20 protein-coding genes are annotated in these 22,824 nt (G+C 72.2%); 9 read left to right on the plus strand and 11 right to left on the minus strand.

What is annotated here, in order from left to right; genetic code table 11:
- The first annotated feature begins 68 nt into the window (after positions 1–68).
- Entirely contained in the window at positions 69–1,595 is a 1,527-nt protein-coding gene (locus SCAB_RS14635) for an alpha/beta hydrolase (RefSeq protein WP_041669212.1), read from the plus strand.
- Positions 1,596–1,731: 136 nt separating this feature from the next.
- A protein-coding gene (locus SCAB_RS44825; protein ID WP_397962628.1) for an IS5 family transposase occupies positions 1,732–2,606 on the plus strand; the annotation gives its coding sequence in 2 pieces (ribosomal slippage) (positions 1,732–2,121 and positions 2,124–2,606; 873 coding nt in all).
- A 21-nt stretch (positions 2,607–2,627) separates the two neighbouring features.
- Here SCAB_RS44825 and moeZ read toward each other — a convergent pair.
- The 7 genes from moeZ to SCAB_RS14680 form a co-directional block, all read right to left on the minus strand.
- On the minus strand, positions 2,628–3,806 hold the full coding sequence (moeZ, locus tag SCAB_RS14650) for an adenylyltransferase/sulfurtransferase MoeZ (RefSeq protein ID WP_013000856.1): 1,179 nt from the start codon (positions 3,804–3,806) through the stop codon (positions 2,628–2,630).
- 63 nt (positions 3,807–3,869) lie between these two features.
- Positions 3,870–4,619 (minus strand): spherulation-specific family 4 protein, encoded by a 750-nt coding sequence (locus tag SCAB_RS14655; protein ID WP_013000857.1) that lies wholly within the window; start codon positions 4,617–4,619, stop codon positions 3,870–3,872.
- Positions 4,607–5,566: an NAD-dependent epimerase/dehydratase family protein gene (locus SCAB_RS14660; protein WP_013000858.1), complete on the minus strand. Its 960-nt coding sequence runs from the start codon at positions 5,564–5,566 to the stop codon at positions 4,607–4,609. The genes SCAB_RS14655 and SCAB_RS14660 overlap by 13 nt, the downstream gene beginning before the upstream one ends.
- 198 nt (positions 5,567–5,764) lie before the next feature.
- Complete coding sequence (locus tag SCAB_RS14665) at positions 5,765–7,171, minus strand: hypothetical protein (protein WP_013000859.1); 1,407 nt, start codon at positions 7,169–7,171, stop codon at positions 5,765–5,767.
- Complete coding sequence (locus SCAB_RS14670) at positions 7,168–9,228, minus strand: DUF3492 domain-containing protein (protein ID WP_013000860.1); 2,061 nt, start codon at positions 9,226–9,228, stop codon at positions 7,168–7,170. Before SCAB_RS14670 ends, SCAB_RS14665 begins: the two co-directional genes overlap by 4 nt.
- A 222-nt stretch (positions 9,229–9,450) precedes the next feature.
- A complete protein-coding gene (locus SCAB_RS47735; protein WP_374195922.1) occupies positions 9,451–10,794 on the minus strand; it encodes a DUF3152 domain-containing protein in 1,344 nt (447 codons plus the stop codon).
- 482 nt (positions 10,795–11,276) lie between these two features.
- A complete protein-coding gene (locus tag SCAB_RS14680) occupies positions 11,277–12,338 on the minus strand; it encodes an alpha/beta fold hydrolase (protein WP_013000862.1) in 1,062 nt (353 codons plus the stop codon).
- 372 nt (positions 12,339–12,710) lie between these two features.
- Here SCAB_RS14680 and SCAB_RS14685 point away from each other — a divergent pair, with 372 nt between their 5' ends.
- From SCAB_RS14685 to SCAB_RS14700, 4 genes are all read left to right on the plus strand, one after another.
- Entirely contained in the window at positions 12,711–12,929 is a 219-nt protein-coding gene (locus SCAB_RS14685) for a hypothetical protein (RefSeq protein ID WP_013000863.1), read from the plus strand.
- Between the two features lie 201 nt (positions 12,930–13,130).
- Entirely contained in the window at positions 13,131–13,772 is a 642-nt protein-coding gene (locus SCAB_RS14690) for a TetR/AcrR family transcriptional regulator (protein WP_013000864.1), read from the plus strand.
- Between the two features lie 180 nt (positions 13,773–13,952).
- Entirely contained in the window at positions 13,953–14,180 is a 228-nt protein-coding gene (locus SCAB_RS14695) for a DUF3107 domain-containing protein (protein ID WP_005480533.1), read from the plus strand.
- A 207-nt stretch (positions 14,181–14,387) separates the two neighbouring features.
- A complete protein-coding gene (locus tag SCAB_RS14700; RefSeq protein ID WP_013000865.1) occupies positions 14,388–14,660 on the plus strand; it encodes a hypothetical protein in 273 nt (90 codons plus the stop codon).
- A 162-nt stretch (positions 14,661–14,822) separates the two neighbouring features.
- Here the strand turns inward: SCAB_RS14700 and SCAB_RS14705 are convergent, their stop codons facing one another.
- Complete coding sequence (locus SCAB_RS14705; RefSeq protein ID WP_013000866.1) at positions 14,823–15,599, minus strand: ferritin-like fold-containing protein; 777 nt, start codon at positions 15,597–15,599, stop codon at positions 14,823–14,825.
- Between the two features lie 327 nt (positions 15,600–15,926).
- Here SCAB_RS14705 and SCAB_RS14710 point away from each other — a divergent pair, with 327 nt between their 5' ends.
- Both SCAB_RS14710 and SCAB_RS14715 read left to right on the plus strand, forming a co-directional pair.
- On the plus strand, positions 15,927–18,524 hold the full coding sequence (locus tag SCAB_RS14710) for a DEAD/DEAH box helicase (RefSeq protein WP_013000867.1): 2,598 nt from the start codon (positions 15,927–15,929) through the stop codon (positions 18,522–18,524).
- Positions 18,525–18,726: 202 nt separating this feature from the next.
- On the plus strand, positions 18,727–19,608 hold the full coding sequence (locus SCAB_RS14715) for an alpha/beta fold hydrolase (protein WP_037728465.1): 882 nt from the start codon (positions 18,727–18,729) through the stop codon (positions 19,606–19,608).
- Here the strand turns inward: SCAB_RS14715 and SCAB_RS14720 are convergent.
- Positions 19,605–20,510, minus strand: a complete 906-nt coding sequence (locus SCAB_RS14720) for an NYN domain-containing protein (protein WP_013000869.1) — start codon at positions 20,508–20,510, stop codon at positions 19,605–19,607. The two genes, SCAB_RS14715 and SCAB_RS14720, sit on opposite strands and share 4 nt — an antisense overlap.
- Positions 20,511–20,747: 237 nt before the next feature.
- Here SCAB_RS14720 and SCAB_RS47740 point away from each other — a divergent pair, with 237 nt between their 5' ends.
- Positions 20,748–20,900, plus strand: coding sequence for a hypothetical protein (locus SCAB_RS47740; protein ID WP_020113966.1), 153 nt, complete (start codon positions 20,748–20,750; stop codon positions 20,898–20,900).
- Between the two features lie 141 nt (positions 20,901–21,041).
- Here the strand turns inward: SCAB_RS47740 and SCAB_RS14725 are convergent, their stop codons facing one another.
- The gene (locus tag SCAB_RS14725; RefSeq protein ID WP_013000871.1) at positions 21,042–21,647 is read right to left on the minus strand and encodes a MarC family protein; all 606 of its coding nucleotides are present in this window, start codon (positions 21,645–21,647) and stop codon (positions 21,042–21,044) included.
- Between the two features lie 209 nt (positions 21,648–21,856).
- Positions 21,857–22,717, minus strand: a complete 861-nt coding sequence (locus SCAB_RS14730; protein ID WP_013000872.1) for a PHP domain-containing protein — start codon at positions 22,715–22,717, stop codon at positions 21,857–21,859.
- Positions 22,718–22,824 lie beyond the last annotated feature (107 nt).

A 22,824-nucleotide genomic window follows, 5' to 3' on the forward strand; every position in this document is an offset into this window, starting at 1 on the left:
CCGCATACCATGGCATGACCGCCATTCGGGACATCCGGCGGACGACACCGCTGGAAGGGGAGGCAAGCATGGCGCGCTTGACACGGGGGGCCGCCCTGGCTGCTGCCGTACTGCTGGTCACCGGGTGCAGCGGCGGGGCGGACGACAGGCCGGGTGACGAAGCGGACGACGCGAAGGCCTCGTCCTACTCACCGGCACCGCCGCCACCGCCGCAGAAGCTCGACTGGGGTCGCTGCGAGGCGACCTCGGAGGGCCCCGCACCAGGCGGGGACTGGCAGTGCGCGACGCTGAAGGTGCCGCTGGACTACGCGAAACCGGACGAGGGGACGATCGGGCTCGCACTGATCCGCAGCAAGGCGACCGGCGATGCCGGGGAACGCCTCGGCTCCCTCCTGTTCAACTTCGGCGGCCCCGGCGGCTCCGGCGTGTCCATGCTGCCGTCGTACGCGGGGCTGACGAGCGAACTGCACAAGCGGTACGACCTGGTGAGCTGGGACCCGCGCGGGGTGGCCGGGAGCGAGGGGGTGCGCTGCCGCAGCGACAAGGAGATCCAGACGAGCGAGTCGGTGGACGCCACCCCCGACGACGCCATGGAGGAGAATGCCTTCTTCCAGGACGCGGCCGACTTCGGCGAGGGATGCGAGAAGGCCGCCGGCGAGCTGCTGTCGCACGTCTCGACCGCCGAGACCGCCCGCGACATGGACCTCGTGCGCCGGGTCCTGGGCGACGAGAAGATGCACTATTTCGGCATCTCCTACGGCACCGAACTGGGCGGGGTCTACGCCCACCTGTTCCCCCGGAACGTGGGGCGCCTGGTCCTGGACGCGGTGGTCGACCCGACCGCCGACACGGTGGGCCACGCGAAGAACCAGACCCTGGGCTTCCAGCGGGCTCTCGACAACTACCTGAAGTCCACCGGCCAGAACCCGGAGGCGGGCACACGGAAGATCGCGAAGCTGCTGGAGCGGATCGACGCGAAGCCGCTGGCGACGACGTCCGGCCGCGAACTCACCCAGACGCTGGCGACCACAGGTATCGTCCTGCCGCTCTACAGCGAGCGGAGCTGGCCCACGCTGACCAGCGCGCTCGACGCCGCCGAGGACGGCGACGGCACGGAACTGCTCGCGCTGGCCGACGGGTACAACGAACGCGACCCGTCCGGTCGTTACGGCACGACGACCCACTCCCAACGGGTCATATCGTGCCTGGACCAGAAGCAGCGGCCGAGCGTGGAGGAGACGAAGAGGCTGCTGCCCGAGTTCCGGGAGATCTCGCCCGTCTTCGGCGAGTTCCTGGGGTGGGACACCGCGGGCTGGTGCCACGACTGGCCGGTGCCGGGGCTGACGGACTCGCCGGAGGTGAGCGCTCCGGGGGCCGCGCCCGTCCTCGTCGTGGGCAACACCGGGGATCCGGCGACCCCCTACGAGGGCGCGCGGAAGATGGCCGCGGAACTGGGCGAGGACGTCGGGGTGATGCTCACCTGGAAGGGCGAGGGCCATGGCGCGTACGGCAACGGCAGCACGTGCGTCGACTCGACGGTGAACGCGTATCTGCTGGACGGGACGGTGCCGAAGGACGGCAAGGTCTGCGCGTAGCCCGGGAGGGCCGCCGGGCGCTGGTACGGGTGGGCGCGGAGAGGGGCCCGGCACCCGTGGTGCCGAGCCCCTGCCGGGAGAACCCGGGTCTAGGGTGCGTTTCAGAAGTGGATCTTGATGTGTCAAGATCCACTTCGTGGGACGGCATGATCTGACGAATGCACAATGGGCGAAGCTGGAGCCCTTGCTCCCGGCCGGCAAGAAGCCCGGACGGCCACCGGTGCACACCAAGCGGCAGTTGATAGACGGCATACGCTGGCGCACCCGCGCCGGTGCTCCGTGGCGGGACGTGCCCGAGCGGTATGGCCCGTGGGAGACGGTCTACGGTCTGTTCCGGCGCTGGCAGCGGGACGGCACCTGGCACCGCATCTTCGAGCAGCTGCAGGCCCGGGCCGACGCCGAGGGGCTGATCACCTGGGACGTCTCGGTGGACTCCACCATCGCCCGCGCCCACCAGCATGCGGCCGGTGCCCGCAAAAAGGGGATCTGCAGATCGAGCCGCCAGGTGGTGTGTTCATCGAGCCCGATGACCACGGGCTCGGACGATCCCGGGGTGGGCTGACCACCAAGCTGCACCTGGCGGTCGAGCAGGCCCAGAAGCCGATGGCGCTGGTCATCACGGCTGGACAGCGTGGTGACTCGCCGCAGTTCCAGGTGGTCCTGGGCCGTATCCGGGTGCCCCGGCTCGGGCAGGGCCGCCCGCGCACCCGGCCGGACAAGGTGCGTGCCGACAAGGCGTACGGCTCCCGCGCGAACCGCGACTACCTGCGCAAACGTGGCATCCGCTGCACGATCCCGGAGAAGCGCGACCAGATTGCCAACCGCAAGAAACGCGGTTCCCACGGCGGCCGCCCGCCCAAGTTCGACAAGGACGACTACAAGCAGCGCCACGCAGTGGAGTGCGGAATCAATCGCCTGAAACGGCACCGTGCGGTCGCCACGAGATACGACAAGCTCGCCGTCCGCTACGAAGCGACGGTGCTGGTCGCAGCCATCAACGAGTGGCTATGACCAGCACTTTCAAAACGCACCCTAGTAGACCGGCTTGCTCGGCTCGATCTGGTTGACCCAGCCGATCACGCCGCCGCCGACGTGGACCGCGTCGGAGAAGCCCGCCGACTTCAGGACGGCCAGAACTTCCGCACTGCGGACACCCGTCTTGCAGTGCAGGACGATCTTCTTGTCCTGCGGAAGGGCCTCCAGGGCGGTGCCCATGAGGAACTCGTTCTTCGGGATCAGCTTGGCGCCCGGGATGGACACGATCTCGTACTCGTTGATCTCGCGGACGTCGATGATCTCGATGTTCTCGCCGTCGTCGATCCACTCCTTGAGCTGCTTGGGAGTGATCGTCGAGCCGGCCGCCGCCTCCTGGGCCTCCTCGGAGACGACGCCGCAGAAGGCCTCGTAGTCGATGAGTTCGGTGACGGTGGGGTTCTCGCCGCAGACCGCGCAGTCGGGGTCCTTGCGGACCTTGACCTGGCGGTACTGCATCTCCAGGGCGTCGTAGATCATCAGGCGGCCGACCAGCGGCTCACCCGTGCCGGTGAGGACCTTGATGGCCTCGGTGACCTGGATGGAGCCGATGGAGGCGCACAGCACACCGAGGACACCGCCCTCGGCGCAGGAGGGGACCATGCCCGGCGGCGGCGGCTCGGGGTAGAGGCAGCGGTAGCAGGGTCCGTGCTCGGACCAGAACACGGAGGCCTGGCCGTCGAAGCGGTAGATCGAGCCCCACACGTACGGCTTGTTCAGCAGCACGCACGCGTCGTTGACCAGGTAGCGGGTCGCGAAGTTGTCCGTGCCGTCGACGATCAGGTCGTACTGGCTGAAGATGTCCATCACGTTCTCGGCCTCGAGCCGCTCTTCGTGGAGGATCACGTTCACGTACGGGTTGATGCCGAGCACGGAGTCGCGCGCGGACGCGGCCTTGGAGCGGCCGATGTCGGCCTGGCTGTGAATGATCTGGCGCTGCAGGTTCGACTCGTCGACCTCGTCGAACTCCACGATGCCGAGCGTGCCGACGCCCGCCGCGGCCAGGTACATCAGCGCCGGGGAGCCGAGGCCGCCGGCACCCACACACAGCACCTTGGCGTTCTTCAGCCGCTTCTGCCCGTCCATCCCGACGTCGGGGATGATCAGGTGGCGGGAGTACCTGCGGACCTCGTCTACGGTGAGCTCGGAAGCGGGCTCGACCAGGGGTGGCAGCGACACGGGGACTCCGTTGGTCGGTCAATCACTACAGTTGTTCTCCCCGTAACACTGCCACGCCCTTTTTCATTCCGAGACACCCGTTCCAACCAGCGAGACGATGTCGTCCCAGTAGCCGGGCATCGTCTCCCAGGGGTCGGTCCGGCCGCCGCGGTCCCTGCGGTCGGTGAAGTAGATGGTGGCGGCACCCTGCCAGCGGGCGACGCGCAGCGCCTCGTCGAGGTGTCCGCGCGGAACACCGTGGACGAAGTGGCAGAAGCGCTCGGGCGGGTGGTCGGCGGTCCACTCGGCCGCCTGCGACCAGCGATAGTCGCTCCAGGGCCCGGAGAAGGTCACCAGTTGGTCGGCGATGTCGACATAGCCGGGGTGCGGGTGGGTGCCGTGTCCGAGGACGAGGTGCCCGCCGCCGAGAAGCCCGCGGAGTGCGGTGGCCGTGCGCTCGGTGTCGGGCAGGGCGCCGTGTTCCGTGGGGCAGCGGTCCAGGAAGAAGCCGTCGGTGCGGTACCAGTCGAGATACCGGCGCGCGTCGGAAGCGATGTCGCCGAGGGCGCGCGCGCCGTAGGTCAGGTCCAGGTGACCGAGGACACGGACGCCCGCGTTCCGCAGCCGTCCGGCGGCTTCGAGGCAGTGCGGGTCGGGGCGGGTGCCGGGGCCGTCGGAGATGTTCAGGACGACCCAGTGCAAAGGGTTGCCGGGACGGGCGAGTTCGCACCATTCCAACGGGGCGACGAGGGGGTGGGCATAGCCGGGGATGCCGAAGCCGAGGCTCAGGCCGGTGTTCGCGATGGCGGAGGGCGCCGGGGTCAGATACGGCATGCCGCCTCCATCCAGATGTCGGCGAGGGACTCCTCCAGGTTGATCCTGGGTCGCCAGCCGAGGCGGTCCCGGGCGGTGCGGACATCGGCCTGCTGCCAGCTGCCGCACCCGTCCGGGTAGGGGTAGGCGACGGGGGTGGCGTGGTCCGGTTCGGGGCGGGGGTGGCCGATGGTGGGCCTGAGGGGGCCGGGCGGAGCGTCGAGTTCGTGGAGGGCGCCGCCGTAGCCGGCCACGCGGGCGAGGACGGCCGCGGCGTCGCGGAGGCGCACGGCGCGGCCCGAACCGATGTTGATCACCCCCTGGGCGGCGGAGAGCGAGGCGGCGTGGACGGCACGGGCGACGTCGCGGACGTCGACGAAGTCGCGCTGGACGCCGAGACCGCCGAGCTTGAGCTCGCCGTCGCCGGACTGCATGGCGCGGCGCATGGCCTCGGCGAGCCGGCCGAGCGGCGAGCCGGCCGGGGTGCCGGGTCCGGCGGGTGAGAAGACGCGCAGGACCACGGCGTCAAGGCCGGAGCCGAGGACGAGTTCGGTGGCGGCGAGCTTGCTCACGCCGTAGGGGCCGCCGGGGCGGGGCACGGCGTCCTCGGCGGTGGAGGACCCGGGCTGGCTGGGTCCGTATTCGGCGCCGCAGCCGAGCTGCACCAGGCGGGCGCCGCAGCCGCTGCGGCGCAGGGCCTCGCAGACGGTGGCGACGGCGACGGTGTTGTGCCGGGTGAGTTCGCGGGCGCCGCCGCGGGTGGCTCCGGCGCAGTTGACGACGACTCCGGGGTGGACGGCGTCCAGGAAGCGGGTGAGCGCGCCCGGGCTGCCGGTGGCGAGGTCGAACCGTACGTCGGCGTCGTCGCCGCGGCCGAGCGCGGTGAGCTGTACGGCCGGGTCGGCGAGCAGGCGCTCGGCGACGAAGCGGCCGAGGTATCCGTTGGCTCCGATCAGCAGGACCCTCATCGGGCGGCTCCCGGGGCGGGTTCTCCGGTTCGGGAGGTGATCATCTGGCGTTCTCCTTATGGGGTGGTGCCGTGGGTGATGAGGTGGCCCGCGGTGTCGGCCCCGCGGGACGGGCGCCCGGGACGCGAGCCCCGGGCGTCGGTCGGCCCGGACCTCGTACGGCGACGTGTGGCCGCCGGGCGAAGGGCCTCGGACGGGTCAGGTCGCCCCGGAGGGCAGGGAGTGGGCCGAGGCCCGGGTCAGCGTGCGGGTGGCGTGGACGAGCAGGACGAGCGCGGCGGTGCCGCACACGAGGGCGGGTACGGCCCCAGCCCCCCAGGCGTCCACGACCGCACGGACCGGGACGGCCAGGAAGGAGCAGCCGGGCAGGCGGCTCGCGAAGACCGTGCCCAGCGCGAGCGCCTCGGCCAGGGCGGCCGCGCGCAGGGCGACGACCGGGACCTGGGGGGTTCCGTGGGCGATGAGGAGGCGGGCGAGGAGGAGAAGTTCGCCGAGGGCGCCCGCGCCGGCGTGGCCGGAGGGCTCGTGCAGGACCTCGGCGCACAGCGCCAGCAGGGCGGCCAGGACACAGAGGTGAAGCGCGAACACGCCGAGGATCAGGGGCTTGACGGAGTCGGCGAACTCCGCGAGACCTCGGCTGGAGGCGAGTTTGCGGCGGGCGCCGGTGGCGAGGAGCTGGGCGCACCAGACGGCGGGGGCGCAGGACAGCCCGAGCGCGAGCACCGGCGCGACGGCCAGAGGCCAGGGCCCGTGGGGGCCGTCGTCGAGACCGGCGGCGAGCAGACCGTCGCCGAGGAGCGCGTACGCGACCAGCCAGCAGGTCCAGACGCGGGTCCGGCCGGTCGCGTCCGAGGGTGCGCGCAGGGGGCCGCGGTCGAGGGCGAGGCGCAGGGCGAGCGCCACCGCGAGTGCTCCGGCGGCGGCGACCGCGAGACGGGGCCGGCCGTCGGTGAGGCGCACGCCGATGACAGCCGCCGCGCACAGGGCGCCCGGCAGGAGGGCGAGCACGGCCCAGCCGCCGCGCGCGCCGGGCGCGTTCGGCACCGGCTCGCGCTCCGAGACCTCCTCCCCGTCCCGCGACACCCGCGCGTACATCTCCTCGGCGAGAGAGAACACGTCTCGGTGTCGGAAGCGGGCAGCGGTGCGGTCGGTCACCCCGTGCGCCTCCAGCCCGGCGGCGATCTCCAAGGGGTCCACGGCCCGTTCGCAGAGGTCCCGGTGCCGGTGCATCAATGCCTTCACGGGGTCGACGGCGCCGCGTCGGGGCGCGGACGTGGGTGAAGCCCCGGAGGGACCGTGCTCGCTGGGCCGGGAAGCCGGTTCGAGTGAGGCGACGAGGTCGTGGGACGCCTGGAGAGCGGGCGAGGGCATGGCATCCGGCGGAGGGTGCGGACCGGACGAGCCTCCCGCGACGTCGGCACCGATCACACCGATCACACCGGCCGCACCCATCGCACCTGCCGCGCCGGGCTCGACGCCCGAGCGGTCCGACTCCGCGACGCCATGGCCCACATCGAACTCCTCCCGTCCGTCCGGCCCCTCACGCCCCTCCCATCCGTCCAGCCCGTCCAGCCCGCCCAGCCCGCCCAGCCGCAACTCGCTCATCGCGCGCCCTCCCCCGCGGGCACGGGCTCCCCGGCGGTCGTATCCGGTGACCTCTCCACGGCCGGAACCCGGACCGCGTCCGAGGCCGCAGGGGTGGACGGCGTCGCCGTGGCGGGGACGGCACCGGACGCGGCGGCGGGCGTGGAGCCGGAGGCCGAAGTCGTGACAGGCGCCCCGTAACTCGAGGGCGCGACCGGGACCGAAGCCGACGCAGACGCCGACGCCGCAGACGCCGGTGCCGCAGTCGCAGTCGCAGTCGCAGTCGGCACCGAAGCCGAAGCCGTGGTCCCCGCCACCGGTGTGGTCGCCGGCTCAGGCGCGTCGACGGCCCACCGCGGCCGCCCGGGCCTGGCCGCCCCGCGACCCGGGCCCCCGGCACCCCCCGCGACGCCCGCCACCCCGGCCACTCCTGCCACCCCGGCGACACCGAAGCCGCCGGTCATCAGTCGGGAGTCGGTCCAGTGACCGGGCACCCGGGCCTCGGCGGGGGCTCCGAAGGGCAGTGGTTCACCGGTGCCGTCGAGGACGACCTTGCGCACCGGGGCCTGGGAGACGACCTCCAGGTAGATGCCACGAAATGCCTCGACGTTCTGTTCCACCGTGAAGAGTTCGAGAGCGCGTGCGCGGGCGGCCGCGCCCAGGCGCGCACGGCGCTGGGGCTCCCGCAACAGCGCCACGCACGCTTCGGCCAGCGCCCGCGGATTGCGCGGAGGAACGACGAGACCCGTGCCGCCGATGACCTCCACGACCGCGCCCACATCGGTGGAGACCGTGGGCCGGGCGCAGAACATGGCCTCGACCAGGCTGATCGGAAAGCCCTCGACGACGCTGGACAGCACGACCACCGCACCCGCCGCATAGGCCCCGGCCACATCGGGAACGGCCGGGTCCCCGATCTCCTCGAAGGAGACGGGGTTGTCGCCGACCGCGTGGAGGCCGTCCGCCTCGTCGGGGAAGACCTCGTCGGGGAAGAGCTGTGCGGCCAGGGCTCGGCAGTGGCCCAGATAGGCGGTGGCCTCGGAGCCCGTCGCCGCTCCGATGATCCTGAGTCGTGCCTTGGGCTCCGCGCGGCGGATCTCGGCGAAGGCGTGCAGCAGCGAGATCAGATCCTTGGCGGGCTCGATGCGGCCGACCCAGACGACGGTGTACGGATCCGCGTACTCCGGCGACTCGCCCACCTCCGCGAAGCGGGCGGCGTCCATGCCGGGGTAGACCGTCCGGATCCTGGCCCGGTCGGCGCCGCAGCGCTCCTGCCAGCGCCGGGCGTGGGTGTTGCCGGGGGTGAGGCAGGCGGCCTGCCGGTAGACCTCGGCGGTCAGCCGCCGGTGGAAGGCCGCGAGCAGGGCGCGCACCGGCGCTTCACCGACTGCCCCGAGGTAGTGCGCCCGCAGCGGCACGCCGTACTCGGTGACCAGGAGCGGCACCCCGTGGAAGTGCCGGGCCAGCAGCCCGGGAAGCGCGGCCGAGCCCCCGGCGGTCGCGTGACACAGGTCGACCGAGCCGAGTCCGTCGTCCCCGTACCAGTCGAGCGAGAGGGGGCGCAGGGCGCGTTCGAGGTGTGCGGCGACCGTCAGCAGATCCGGTACGCGAGCCTCGCGCGCCCCTCGCAGTGCGCCCGGCGCGCGACAAGCGCGCTCCAGCGTGGTCACGGCGGCCTCGGAGCGCAGCGCACCGACCAGGCCGCCTTCCTCCCGGCTCAGCTCGGCCAGCCCGTACAACGCGCTGCCGAAACGGTCCGCCTCAACGGCCGCCCCGCCGCCGGAAGTCTCCGAGCACACCGCGGACACCAGTTCGCCGTACGCCTCGGCGAAGCGCCGCCGTGCCCGGCGCCCATGGACGGTCCCGTCGTCCTCGGCGGTCCACAGGGGCGCCGTACGAACCCGGCTGACCTGGGGCGGCAGCGGGATCCAGCCCTCGTCCTCCTGCCGCTCGCTCCGGCTGAGCGCGTAGATGTCGAACTCGTGTCGCGCCAGCCCACGTACGAGTCGGTCGCACCAGAGCCTGGCATCACCGCTCACATACGGATAGCCACCCTCCGTAAGCAGTCCGATGCGCACGCGTGCACCCCCGATCTCCCGTTTGAGAAGCCGCCGTTCACCCGGCGGCTCGCAGCGGGACGAACGTATGCGGACGAGGCGGGGGTGCGACGGACGGTTGTCCGTCGCACCACCAAAAGGGGTGAACGGTCGTAACTTTCCCTGGCGGGACGCGTTTTGTCGCGCTAGGGGTTTAGCTCATCACGCTGCGTCAGATGCTGCGGGGTCGCCTCACGCATCCCGTCAACTACCGGGATAGGCCCAGGGATTGGCTTTGCAGGTGATCCCGTCGCGCGTCAGGAACTTGCTCTGCTGCTGCATGACAGGAGCGAGTTCACCGTCCTTGTCGCAGGTCACATGGCTGTAGCCGAGGCGGTGGCCGATCTCGTGATTGATCAGCATCTGCCGGTACGCGTGGATCTGGTCGCCGTAGGTCTTCGAGCCCTGGGCCCAGCGATAGGCGTTGATCATCACGCGTTCGGTGGCCGCCGAATCGCAGGACACGTTGTCGACGGTCGTGTCGAGCCCCGACTTGGCGCACCAGGTGGCCGTGGTGCCCGGGCTGGCCAGCGTGATCACGAAGTCGGGTGTGCCCGAGGAGATCCGCTCGAACGTACGGCCGCCGCCGTGGGCCCAGCTCCGCTCGTCGTTCAGGGTCTTCTGCACCGCCTCGGCGAACAGCTCGGGGTCCAGGCCGAGTCCCTTCTCGACGTCGACGCGGTAGCGGTACTTCTGCCCCTTCCCCGGCGCCTTGGCGAACCCCTTGACTGCCTCGAACTTCCCGCCGCCCTCCAGATCCGCCGCGAGCGGGTACGTCCGGCCCATCTTCTGGTCGTACGACAACGGGGTCACGCTCGGGCTCGGCGCACCGGACGGTGTGGGCCGGTCGTCGCCGCGTGAGGCGCCGCGCACCTCGCGTTCGCCGGCGTCGGCGGCCTGCGGCTGCGGGGCGGGGTCGTCCTGTCCGGCGGCCATCTGGCCGCCCACGACGACGGCCAGCACGGTCGTGACCGCCGCGGCCGCGATGCCGGCGAACGCCCGTCCCTTGCCGCCCTTCGCCGTCTCCCCGGGCTCGGCTCCCGCGCGCGGAAGGCTCTCCCCCGGCTCCGGCCGACCCGGCGGGTTCTCCCGTGTGCCCTCCCGCAGCGGCTTCTCCCGGAGGGCCGTCTCGGTCCGGCCGTCGGTGGCATGCGACGCGGCGCGAGGTGTCCGACCGGGTGCGAAGACGTCGTCGACCTCGTCGAAGGCGTCCAGATATGCCTGGCGGGGGCCACCGGGGGGCATGGTCTCCTGCCGCTGCCGGGGAATGGGGATGCGGCGACCGGAACGCTCCGGGGGTTCGCCGTGCGGGGCGCCGGTGGGTGACGCCTCGCCCGGCACACCATACGGGGCCCCCGCGGGAGCCCCGTGCGCCACGCCGTGTCCGACACCCGTCCGGCGCCCGTCAGCACCCAAGTGCCCCCAACCGCCCCCGGCTTCACGCTGCTCGGGGTGCTCACCGCGACCAGGCGGATACCCCTGGGCGGGAGCGCCGCCGGCAAGCCGGGGAAAGCCGTGCGCGGGCGTGCCGTCGGGAAGGCGGGGCATCCCGTGCGCCGGAGTGCCGTCGGCGAAACGGGGGGCGGCGTGCGCCGACGCGCCCTCGGGCAGACGGGGGAAGCCGTGCGCGGGCGTGCCGTCGGGAAGGCGAGCGCCCTGCTGCCCGGGCGTACCGCCGGTGAATCCCGGCATCCCCTGACCCCGAGGCCGACCGTAGCCGTCCCGAGGCCGGCCGTACCCCTCGGGGGCCGACGGACCGGCTGGCGGCCGAGCGTCCGGCCGCGCCCGGGACGCCGGAGCCTGAGCCCCCGCGGCGGGAACGCCTCCGGCGCCGGGAACGGCCGAGCCGTCCATGCCCCGGACCCCTTGAACCCCCGGACCCGCCTGTCTGGCCGATGTGCGTCGCGCGGCCGGTGGGCCGTCGCCCGACCAGGCGGAGGTCACCGCCCCGGTCGTCGTCTTCTCGGTCTTCTCGTTCGTGTCGCCTTTCGGCGCCCGCCCCTTGCGGCTGTGCCGTCCCACGCCGCGCCTCAGCTCCCCCCGCCGGACGAGCCAGGTGGTGGTCCGTCGGCAACCGATCGAACACCGGCGTCCGGCTCCCAGGCCTCCGCCACGGACGGGGCCGCCCCGCCGCCCGACTCCCCTGTGTCCGCGAGCAGTTCACGGAACGCGGCGGCCACGGCCTCCGGGTACTCCATCATCGCCACGTGCCCCGCGTCCGGCAGACAGACGAGGCGGGAGTCGCGGAAGGCGCGGGCGGCGCGCTGTGCCATGCGGAAGCCGACCAGCTGGTCGCGGCGGCCGTAGACAAGGAGGGTCGGGGCGAGGACGCGCTCCGCCTGGCGCCACAGCGAGTGCTGCCCGCCCAGGGTGTAGGCGTCCACGATTCCCCGGGCGGAACGCGTCAACGCGTCCCACATGTAAGGGAGTCGGAGGCGCCGCTCCATCTCCTCGACGGCGTTGCGGAATCCCTCGTCCGTGACGCGGCCGGGGTCGCCGTAACAGAGCGCCGTGACACCGCGGACGCGCTGCTCGGCGGTCCAGCCCTTGGTGAAGCGGGTGAAGAGGGCCGACATGCCGGGCAGCGCGAGCATCGCGGTCGGCACGGCGGTCCGCTGCACGCGCAGTTCGGGCAGAGCGGGCGACACCAGGGTCAGGGTGCGGACGAGATCGGGGCGGAGGGCGGCGACACGGGTCGCGACCGCGCCGCCGAGGGAGTTGCCGAAGAGGTGCACGGGGCCACGCCCGGCGGCGTCGAGGTGGCGGATGACCGCGCGCGCGTGCCCCGTGACGGAGTAGTTGCCGTCGTCCGGTGGCGGGGAGTCGCCGAAGCCGGGCAGGTCGACCGCCTCACCGTCCACGAGCCCGTCGAGCAGCGGCATCAGCGCGGACCAGTTCTGCGAGGAACCGCCCAGGCCGTGCACGTACAGAGCGGGCGGCAGTCCCTCGCGCGCCGGCGGCCTCGACCGCACCGCCAGCGTGACCCCCGGCAGCCGGACCGATCTCATCCTCTCGCCGGGCGCCACACGCACGGCACTCGTCTTCGGCGATGCGGTGGCGGTCAGCAGGGACGGCAGCTCGGTCGAAGACATGCGGGCAATGTTACGAGACGATCACGCAGTGACTCATGTGTTCGCCGTCACAGGTACGGACTTAAATTCAGCCATGTGTGCGGTGCGCAGCGGCCAGAGGCAGGGGACACGGCCGGCGAGCCGTCGTCGCCGGGTCGGCGGCGGGCCGTCGACGCAGCTCACCGGGCTCACGCGACGCAGCTAGCCGGGCTCACGGCCGGGCCGTCGGTGATCGCGTAGCGCCCCGATCACCCTTCTCCTAGGCTCGTAACCGAGGGCATCCAGGCGCGCGAACAGGGCACCCGTACGTGACCCGGCCGCCTCAGGGAACGTTCCGACGGCACCGGGGCAGGACCAGGAGCGGTAGCAGGGCACAGCAGGAAGGGACCCACCATGGCCGTCGACCCACGCGATCCCGACACCTTCACCGAGGAGGACCCCACCGAGCTCGACGACGTCGAGGCCCCGGAGGCCGATGCCGCCGAGCAGCACAAGGACGTCGCCCCGCACCGGGACGACCCACTGACCGACGCCGACCCGGGCGCCGCCAACGAGGCCGATCTGGCGGAACAGGCGCGCGTGGTCTCCCTCGACGAGGACGACTACCGGTAACCCGACCCCCACCAGGGACGACGACAGGGGGCGAGAAAGGGCTTCCCCCTGCCCGCCATGCCCCTGTTTGGCGTGGTCCGCGGCACTTTCCCCGCCGTCCGGTCCGTGAAATTCTGCGCTCTCACCGCGCACACCGGGGTTACCGAAAAGTACGATGGCGGCGCGGCGCACACCCGCATGTGGACGATCTTGGGAGGCGGCGTGACAGCCATCGAGCAGACAGAGGCGGCGCGCCCGCGAGGCACACGGCTGCCCCGCCGAGCCCGGCGGAACCAGTTGCTGGGCGCCGCCCAGGAAGTCTTCGTGGCCCAGGGCTACCACTCCGCCGCGATGGACGACATCGCCGAGCGCGCCGGAGTCAGCAAGCCGGTGCTCTACCAGCACTTCCCCGGCAAGCTCGACCTCTATCTGGCGCTGCTGGACCAGCACTGCGAGTCCCTCATCCAGTCCGTGCGCGGCGCGCTGGCCTCGACGACCGACAACAAGCAGCGGGTCCGGGCCACGATGGACGCCTACTTCGCGTACGTGGAGGACGAGGGCGGCGCCTTCCGGCTGGTCTTCGAGTCGGACCTGACCAACGAGCCCGCCGTGCGCGAGCGCGTCGACAAGGTCACCAACGAGTGCGCCGAGGCCATCTGCGAGGTCATCGCCGAGGACACCGGTCTCTCCCGCGCGGAGTCGATGCTGCTGGCCTCGGGGCTGGGCGGTCTCTCCCAGGTGGTGGCCCGCTCCTGGCTGCACAGCGACCGCAGCGTCCCGCGCGAGCAGGCGGTCCAGCTGCTCGCCTCGCTGGCCTGGCGCGGTATCGCGGGCTTCCCGCTGCACGGCATCGACCAGCACTGAGCGACGCCTCTCCGCGGAACGCCGACGGGAACGCCGGTCGGTGACGCCGATCGGGATTCCCGCATCCTGTTCGCTCCTGGCGTTCTCGGGCGGAGCGTGTACGTCCCCTCACCGGGCTAATGTGTGCTGGGTACGGCGCGGAAGCCCGCGCACTTCACTGACCGTCGGAGGGACATAGCCGTGGAGGTCAAGATCGGCGTGCAGCACGCGCCCCGCGAGATCGTTCTGGAGAGCGGGCAGAGTGCCGAGGAGGTCGAGCGTGCCGTTGCCGAGGCGCTCACCGGCAAGTCGGCGCTGCTGAGCCTCACGGACGAGCACGGCCGCAAGGTGCTGATCCCGGCCGACCGTCTCGCCTACGTCGACATCGGCGAGTCGGCCGTCCGCAAGGTGGGCTTCAGCGCGCTGTAGTCACGAGGCACCGAGACGTACGGAGGGGCCCGGTGGTGTGAAAACCACCGGGCCCCTCCGTACGGCCACGTTCCTTGGTTCCCACCGGCCGAACCACTTGGAGGAGACAGATCCCGGGGACGGACGATGATTGCGTGCGACGGCGTGCGGGTAGTACCGGCTACGAACGATCTGCCCAGGCCAGGCCGTGTGGGAGGGAACCCGAACATGTTCTTGGAAGCGCTCGGATCCGCACTCCTCGGTTTCGCCCTGGCGTGTGCCGCCGTCTACCGTCTGCCCCACCGTCTGCCGTCGCGCACCCTGGTCCTCCCGACGGGCACCGCGGGCGCTCTCTTCGGCGCCTTCCTGACGCACACGGCACTCGGCTCGGCGAACTATCCGCTGATCCTCACCGGCGCGCTGGTCGTGGCGGCGGCCTCCCTGTCCCTGCTGCTGCGGCCGACGGAACGCTTTCGACGCAGCAGCTCGGCGACCGCCTGAGCGGGACGCGTCCCGGCCGGAAGGCCCCCTGACGGCGTCGCGGCCGCCCGCCCCCGGGCGGCGGAACCCGCGGGCCGGGCCCGATCCGGACCCGCACCCCCGGGACGGCGCCGCACCCCACGACGACTAGTCGCCCATGATCAGGTGCTCACGCCCGCAGGCTCACGCGGCCAGGCCCAGCGCGGCCATCCGCTTCGTGTGCGCCTCGGTGATCCGCGAGAACATCCGCCCCACCTCGGCCAGATCGAACCCGTCGGCGACGCCGCCGACGAGCATCGTCGACAGGGCGTCCCGGTCCGCCACCACACGTTGCGACTGCGACAGGGCCTCCCCCATCAACCGCCGTGCCCACAGCGCCAGTCGGCCGCCCACACGCGGGTCCTCGTCGATCGCGGCGCGCACCTTCTCCACGGCGAACCCGGCGTGCCCCGTGTCGTCGAGCACGGCGAGCACCAGCCCGCGCGTGTCCGAGTCGAGGTGCGCCGCGACCTCCCGGTAGAAGTCACTGGCGATCGAGTCGCCGACGTACGCCTTGACGAGCCCCTCCAGCCAGTCCGACGGCGCGGTCTGCCGGTGGAAGCCGTCGAGCGCGTCGACGAAGGGCTCCATGGCCCGCGTCGGCTCCTCGCCGATCTCGGTGAGCCGGCCGGCGAGCCGCTCGAAGTGGTGGAACTCGGCAGCCGCCATCTTCGCCAGCTCGGCCTTGTCGACGAGGGTCGGCGCCAGCTTCGCGTCCTCCGCGAGCCGTTCGAACGCCGCCAGCTCCCCGTACGCCAGCGCCCCCAGCAGATCCACCACCGCCGCGCGGTACTGCGGGTCGGCGGAGGCCCGGGCCCAGTCCTGGGCGGCGATCCCGGTGACCTCGGCGGTGTCGGCGGCGTCGGCGGACGCGTCGCCGGTGGCGTTCTCAGGCTTGTCAGACGTGGTCATGAAGCGCACAATAGCCCGCTCCGCGCAGGGGGGAAGGGCCCGGCCGCATCGCGTGCCCCTCAGTGTGACAACCACTACGTGACCAAATCGGCCATCGCATATGCGCGATTCCGGGGTATGGTGGTAATGCGCCTGCTGGTACGTCGACGTAGTTCGATCGTTCGATCGTATCTCGACAGGCCGCACGCATGAGGATGCCCGGTCGGTGGCCCGATCGGCTCCGACCCGACAGCCCTCCTTCTCCGTACGGCACCTCGCGTACGGCGTCCGGAGGGAACCCCTCAGCGGTATGAGCGCTAGAGCGTCGGCAGTGGTCCCGTGCCACACGGTCCGCCCGTGAGGCGGCCGACGTCCCCGGCACGGTCCGACACGACCCCCGCGCTCGCCTCGCACCGCGTACACAGAAGAGGCAGCACCCTGACTACGACTTTCCGCGATCTCGGCATCTTTCCCGAGACGGCCGAGGCCCTCGAGGCCGTCGGCATCATCACTCCCTTCCCCATCCAGGAGATGACGCTCCCGGTCGCCCTCACCGGCACCGACATCATCGGCCAGGCCAAGACCGGCACCGGCAAGACGCTGGGCTTCGGCCTCCCGCTCCTCGAGCGCGTCGTCGTCCCCGCCGACGTCGAGGCCGGCCGCGCCAAGCCGGAGGACCTCGTCGACTCGCCGCAGGCGCTCGTCGTCGTTCCCACGCGCGAGCTGTGCACCCAGGTCACCAACGACCTGCTGACCGCCGGCAAGGTGCGCAATGTGCGCGTCCTCGCGATCTACGGCGGCCGCGCCTACGAGCCCCAGGTGGAGGCCCTCAAGAAGGGCGTCGACGTCGTCATCGGCACGCCCGGGCGGCTCCTCGACCTCGCGGGCCAGAAAAAGCTGAACCTGAAGAACGTCAAGTGCCTGGTCCTCGACGAGGCCGACGAGATGCTCGACCTGGGCTTCCTGCCCGACGTCGAGAAGATCATCAACATGCTTCCGGCCCGGCGCCAGACCATGCTGTTCTCGGCGACCATGCCGGGCGCGGTCATCGGCCTGGCCCGCCGCTACATGTCCCAGCCGACGCACATCCGCGCCACGTCCCCGGACGACGAGGGCGCGACGGTCCGCAACACCTCGCAGCACATCTACCGCGCGCACAACATGGACAAGCCCGAGCTGGTCGCGCGCATACTGCAGGCCGACGGCCGGGGACTGGTCATGGTCTTCTGCCGTACGAAGCGGACGGCCGCCGACCTCGCCGACCAGCTCAAGCAGCGTGGCTTCGCCTCCGGCGCGGTCCACGGCGACCTCGGCCAGGGCGCACGCGAGCAGGCCCTGCGCGCCTTCCGCAACGGCAAGGTGGACGTCCTCGTCTGCACCGACGTCGCCGCCCGCGGCATCGACGTCGAGGGTGTCACCCACGTCATCAACTACCAGTCCCCCGAGGACGAGAAGACGTACCTGCACCGCATCGGCCGTACGGGCCGCGCGGGCGCCAAGGGCATCGCGATCACCCTCGTCGACTGGGACGACATCCCGCGCTGGCAGCTCATCAACAAGGCGCTGGACCTCGGGTTCAACGACCCGCCGGAGACGTACTCCACCTCCCCGCACCTCTTCGAGGAGCTGAGCATCCCGGCGGGCACCAAGGGTGTCCTGCCGCGCTCCGAGCGCACCCGGGCCGGCCTGGACGCCGAGGAGCTGGAGGACCTGGGCGAGCCGGGCGGGCGTGGTCCGCGCGGTCGCGGCGGCCGTTCCTCCGCCCCGGCGCCGTCCGCCGAGCGCGAGCGTGAGCGCCCGGCGCGTACGCCGCGTCGCCGCCGCCGTACGCGGGGTGGAGCCACCGCGGACGGGGCGTCCCCGGAGGCCGTGGCCGTCACGAGGCCGTCGGAGTCCGCTGAGGCACCGGGTGCCGGTTCCGTCGAGGCCGAGGCCGAGAGCCGTACGCCTCGCCGTCGTCGCCGTACCCGTGCCGGGGCGAACCCCGCTGCCGAGGCCGTGGTCGAGACGGTCGGCGGCACGTCGGCCGAGACCGTGACCGAGAGCGTCGCCTCCCCGCCCGCCGAGTCGGCCGAGGAGGCGCCCACGCCTCGTCGCCGCCGCACCCGGAAGTCGGTGGAGGCGGTCGAGACTCCGGCCGCCGAGGCCGCGCTCGACACGGCCGAGGGTGTGACCGCCGAGGAGGCACCCGCCAAGCCGCGCCGCCGCACCCGCAAGGCCGTCGCACCCGTCGAGGCCGAGGCCACCGCCACGGAGACGCAGACCGTCGCCGAGGAGGCCCCGACCGCGCCCCGCCGTCGCACCCGCAAGGCCGCCACCCCCGCGGTGGAGGCCACGGACAGCGCCGCCGAGGCCGCCGTCGACACCGTCGAGGAGCCCAAGCCCCGCCGCCGCACCCGCAAGACGGCAGCCGCCGCCGAGACGGTGGTGGAGGCCGTCGCCGAGGAGGCCGCGCCGGCTCCTCGCCGCCGGACCCGCAAGGCCGTGGCGCCCGCCGAGACTCCGGCCGCCGAGGCCGCGCTCGACACGGCCGAGGGTGTGACCGCCGAGGAGGCACCCGCCAAGCCGCGCCGCCGCACCCGCAAGGCCGTCGCACCCGTCGAGGCCGAGGCCACCGCCACGGAGACGCAGACCGTCGTCGAGGAGGCCCCGGCCGCACCTCGCCGCCGCACCCGCAAGGCCGCCACCCCCGCGGTGGAGGCCACGGACAGCGCCGCCGAGGCCGCCGTCGAGGAAGCCCCGGCCGCGCCCCGTCGCCGCACCCGCAAGGCCGCAGCCACCGCCGAGGCGGCGGTTCCGGCCCAGCCGACGGAGGAGCAGGCCACGAAGCCGCGTCGTACGCGCAAGGCCACGGCTTCGGCTGTCGCCGCGGAGGCGGAGGTGGCGGCCGAGGCCCCGGCTCCGCGTCGGCGTACGCGGAAGGCTGCCGCCGCTGTGGAGGCCGCGGAGGGCTGAGCCCGTCCGGTCCGCCGAAGGTCCGGTTCCCTTGCGGGGGCCGGGCCTTCGGCGTGTGCGGGGGTTCGACCCCCAGGCGTCCGTCCGGTGGGGGCTGGTCGCGCAGTTCCCCGCGCCCCTGGAAAGCAGGGGCTGCGCCCACTGCTTTCCAAACTCCGGGGCAGCGCGAGCCCTCCGGGGGCCCGGCCGTTACGCTCGCCCCATGAGCCGTCCGCCTACCTTCACCCCGCCCGCCGGTGCCCGGGCGTACCGCCTGCTTACCCCTCGGGGGGAGTTCGCCGTGATCGAGGCGGGGGTCGCGGTGAACGGCACCGTGCTGCTCGTGCCGGGTTTCACGGGGAGCAAGGAGGACTTCATCGCGCTGCACGAGCCGTTGGCGGAGGCCGGGTACCGGTCGGTGGCAGTGGACGGACGCGGACAGTACGAGAGCCCGGGTGCCGAGGACGACGAAGCCCCGTACGCGCAGGAGGAGTTGGCGAGGGATCTGCTCGCCCAGGCGAAGGCCGTGAGCGACGGCACCCCGCTGCACCTCGTCGGCCACTCCCTCGGCGGCCAGATCTCCCGCGCCGCCCTGCTGCTGGACGCCTCCCCCTTCGCCTCGCTCACCCTGATGGCCTCGGGCCCCGCGCAGATCTCGGCCGACCAGCAGCAGCGCGTGAAGCTGTTGCGGGACGCCCTCGCGGTGATGGACATGGAGCAGGTGTGGGAGGCCATCCAGGCGATGGACGCGCCGGAGCCGGAGGAGACCGAGACCGGGGCCCTCGACGAAGGGCTCGACGACCGCGCCGACCTGCGGCGCCGCTGGCTCGCCACCAGCCCCGCCCAGCTCGTCGCGACGGGGCGCCGGCTCTGCGTGGAGCCCGACCGCGTCGCCGAACTCGCCGCCGTGGACCTGCCCGTGCACGTCCTGTCCGGCGAACGGGACGACACCTGGCCGATCCCGGTCCTCGACGACATGGCCGTGCGGCTGAACGCCCACCGCACCGTCGTCCGCGGCGCCGAGCACTCCCCGAACACCGATCAGCCGCAGGCGACCGCGAAGGCCCTCATCGGCTTCTGGGACCGCGTCGCCCGCTCCTCCTAGTACTGCGCCCGGAGGTGCTCCCAGAAGCCGTCCCGCAGTGCGCGGCGCAGGTCGGCCTGTCCCCGCATCGAGTACTGGAGCAGCCCCTCCGCCTCGACGAGCAGGTCCTGGTCGACGGAGCCGGGCAGGTACGGATGGCTGTGGAGAAGCTCCTGGAGGGTCTCCCGCCCCCGGGAGGCGAGCCACTTCGCGGCGATCTGGGCGCCGACGAAGCGGACGTCCTCGCGGCTGGGACGGGCACCGGTGGGCGCGTCGTACGTGGCTGCGGCCCGGCGTGACACGTACGGCTTGAAGAAGTCGAGGTCGAAGGTCCGCTGGCTGTCGACCTCCCAGAGCAGCGGCTCGGCCTGGTTGCGGCCCTCCGGCGCCTCGATGCCCCACAGGTGGACCCGCGCCCCGTACCCCTGGGCGGCCTCGACCGCCGAGACCAGGTCCTCGTCGCCGCCGATCAGGGCCGCGTCGCTGATCGCCCGGTGCCGGGCCAGTGACTCCAGGTCGGTGCGGATGAGGGAGTCGACGCCCTTCTGCTGGTTGTTGGCGTTGAGGTTGCCCAGCCGCACCTTCACGTCCGGCAGCTCGGCGATCGACTGCTGTTCGGCCGTATGGATGCGCCGGCGCGCCCCGTCGTACCAGTAGACCCGCAGCAGCCGGCTGTCCGCGAAGATCGTGCGTGCCTTGTCGATCAGCGCGTCGATGAGCCCTTCCGCGTCGAGGTCGAAGGACCGCCGGTCCTCCGTCCCCGCGGCGAGGCGCCCCACGGCGGCGTACAGGTACCCGGCGTCGACGAAGATCGCGTGCGTCGAGGGAGTCTTCGCCACCTCGGCGAGCATGCGGTGCAGCAGCTCGTTCGTCCGGTCGATGCGGGCGGCGAGCGCCAGGAGGTCGTCGTTCATCACGTCCATTGTCCCGGCGGTCACGCTGCGAACACAACCGGTCCCAATCAGTCTTCCTGCCTGCCGGTAGACACGGACCCCACCCCCCTTACCCGCTAGTAATTAGGTTCTCGAAAATTTTCCTTAGCGTAAGGAATGTTTGTAACACGCATACCGTTGAATCCTCATGGAACACGGGCACCGATGACCTGTGAACCACCGCCAGTAGTTCTCCTCAGGAGGATGACCGGACGAAGGGAGAAGCCCTTGCGCTTCGAAATCCTGCGACTCGACGATGTCAGCGGCACGCCCGTCGACAGCACCGTCGTGGAAGCCGCCTCCGTCAACCGGATCGTGCAGCAGGCCGCCGCCATCGGGCAGCGTCTGTGGATCCGCCCGGCCGACGTGACCGCCTCGTAACGGGCGGGCCGGTACACACTTCGGAGCCCCGTACGGCATCGATGCCGTACGGGGCTCTGTGACGTCCGGGGCTCCGCCTTGCCGGAGCCTGCACCGCGCCGGAAGCCCGGAGCAGTGGCCCAGGAGGCCCGGAGCAGTGGTCTAGGAGGCCCGGACGACCTGGGTGACCCCGTTGATGATCTGCTGCACCGCGATCGCGGAGAGCATCATGCCCGCGAGCCGGGTTACCAGCACCACACCGCCGTCCTTGATGACCCGGATGATCAGCAGCGAGTACCGCATCGTCAGCCACAGCACGACGTGGATCGCCAGGATCGCCATCCACACCGACACCTGACCGGCCACCCCGTCCGCCTTCTGCACCGCCAGGATCACCGACACGATCGCGCCGGGGCCGGCCAGCAGGGGCATGCCCAGCGGGACGAGGGCGACGTTCACGTCCTTCGTCTGCGTCGGCTCGTCCGTCTTGCCGGTCAGCAGGTCCAGCGCGATCAGCAGGAGCAGCAGACCGCCCGCGATCATCAGCGCCGGAACGGACACATGCAGGTAGTCCAGGATCTGGTGGCCGAGCAGCCCGAAGACCGTGATCACGCCTCCGGCCACGCAGACGGCCTGGAGCGCCATGCGCTTCTGCGTCCGGGCGGGTCGCCCGGCCGTGAGCCCGAGGAAGATCGGGGTGATCCCGGGGGGATCCATGATCACGAAGAGGGTGAGGAAGAGGGAACCGAAAACGGCGAGATCGAACACAGGGGTGCCTTGAGGGGAGTGAAGAACGGGGGAGGAAGGGCAGGGGAGCGAGAGTGGTGGAGAGGGCAGCCCAGTGTGGTGGGCGGCCACCACGGTGGGCAATCGTTTCCGCAGAGGAATCCGGGATCCGGGAGACACCCGTCACCGCTCGGTGAGCGGCCGCCGCGAGGCTGACGGGGGTGCGGACGGCAGGGCCGGCCGGGCGCGGTCTAGCGGGCTCCGCCGGTCCCGGGGACGGGGAACGCCCCGGTGGCCCGGCGGGTGATCTCGCCGTACACCTCGGGGTCGGTCGTGTACTCGCCGAGCACGCAGGTCTTGCGGCTGCCGTGGTAGTCCGAGGACCCGGTGGCGAGCAGCCCCAGCTCCTTCGCCAGCCCCCGCAGCCGCGCCCGGGTCGCCGGGTCGTGCTCCATGTGGTCGACCTCGATGCCGTCCAGTCCGGCGGCGGCCAGCTCGGCGACGGCCGATTCCGGCACGGTCCGGCCGCGCTTGGCGGCGGCCGGGTGGGCGAAGACCGCGACACCGCCGGCGCCCTTGATCAGCCGGAGCGCCTCGAAGGGGTCCGTCTCGTGCTTCTGGACGTGGGCCCGGCCGCCGTCGGCGAGCCACTGCTCGGTGAAGGCGTCGTTCACGGTCGGTACGACACCGAGTTCCACCAGGGCCGTGGCCACGTGCGGGCGCCCCACGGAACCGCCGGCGGCGATCCGCGCGACCTGCTCCCAGGTGACCGGCACACCCAGCTCGTTCAGCTTGACGATCATCGCGCGGGCCCGCGGCACGCGGTCGTCCCGGACCAGCTCGCGCTCGGCGAGCAGCGCGGGCTCCTCGGGGTCGAACAGGTAGGCGAGCATATGCATGCTGACGCCGTCGAGGCGGCAGGACAGCTCGGCGCCGGTGACCAGCGTGAGCCCCTCCGGCAGGGCGGCGATCGCCTCGGCGTGCCCGCGCGTGGTGTCGTGGTCGGTCAGCGCGACGACGTCGAGCCCGGCCGCGCGCGCCTCGACCACCAGCTCGGCGGGGGTGTCCGTACCGTCGGAGGCCGTGGAGTGGCAGTGCAGATCGATACGCACGACGCGGACTCCAGGCGTGGGAAACGGAAGCGGACGCTCAAGGATAGCGTTCTCCGCGACCGGTTCTGTCACACCCCAAACCCGGTACTGCCCCCTACAGGGGCGGA

This window comes from Streptomyces scabiei 87.22 (assembly GCF_000091305.1).
Taxonomy (GTDB): domain Bacteria; phylum Actinomycetota; class Actinomycetes; order Streptomycetales; family Streptomycetaceae; genus Streptomyces; species Streptomyces scabiei.

Coding starts and splice junctions, on each gene's coding strand:
- SCAB_RS14635 (WP_041669212.1), top strand. CDS start 69: ATGGCGCGCTTGACACGGGGGGCCGCCCTGGCTGCTGCCGTACTGCTG.
- SCAB_RS14655 (WP_013000857.1), bottom strand. CDS start 4,619: ATGCCGTATCTGACCCCGGCGCCCTCCGCCATCGCGAACACCGGCCTG.
- SCAB_RS14660 (WP_013000858.1), bottom strand. CDS start 5,566: ATGAGGGTCCTGCTGATCGGAGCCAACGGATACCTCGGCCGCTTCGTC.
- SCAB_RS14665 (WP_013000859.1), bottom strand. CDS start 7,171: ATGAGCGAGTTGCGGCTGGGCGGGCTGGGCGGGCTGGACGGGCTGGAC.
- SCAB_RS47735 (WP_374195922.1), bottom strand. CDS start 10,794: ATGCCCCGCCTTCCCGACGGCACGCCCGCGCACGGCTTTCCCCGGCTT.
- SCAB_RS14680 (WP_013000862.1), bottom strand. CDS start 12,338: ATGTCTTCGACCGAGCTGCCGTCCCTGCTGACCGCCACCGCATCGCCG.
- SCAB_RS14685 (WP_013000863.1), top strand. CDS start 12,711: ATGGCCGTCGACCCACGCGATCCCGACACCTTCACCGAGGAGGACCCC.
- SCAB_RS14700 (WP_013000865.1), top strand. CDS start 14,388: ATGTTCTTGGAAGCGCTCGGATCCGCACTCCTCGGTTTCGCCCTGGCG.
- SCAB_RS14715 (WP_037728465.1), top strand. CDS start 18,727: ATGAGCCGTCCGCCTACCTTCACCCCGCCCGCCGGTGCCCGGGCGTAC.
- SCAB_RS14720 (WP_013000869.1), bottom strand. CDS start 20,510: ATGGACGTGATGAACGACGACCTCCTGGCGCTCGCCGCCCGCATCGAC.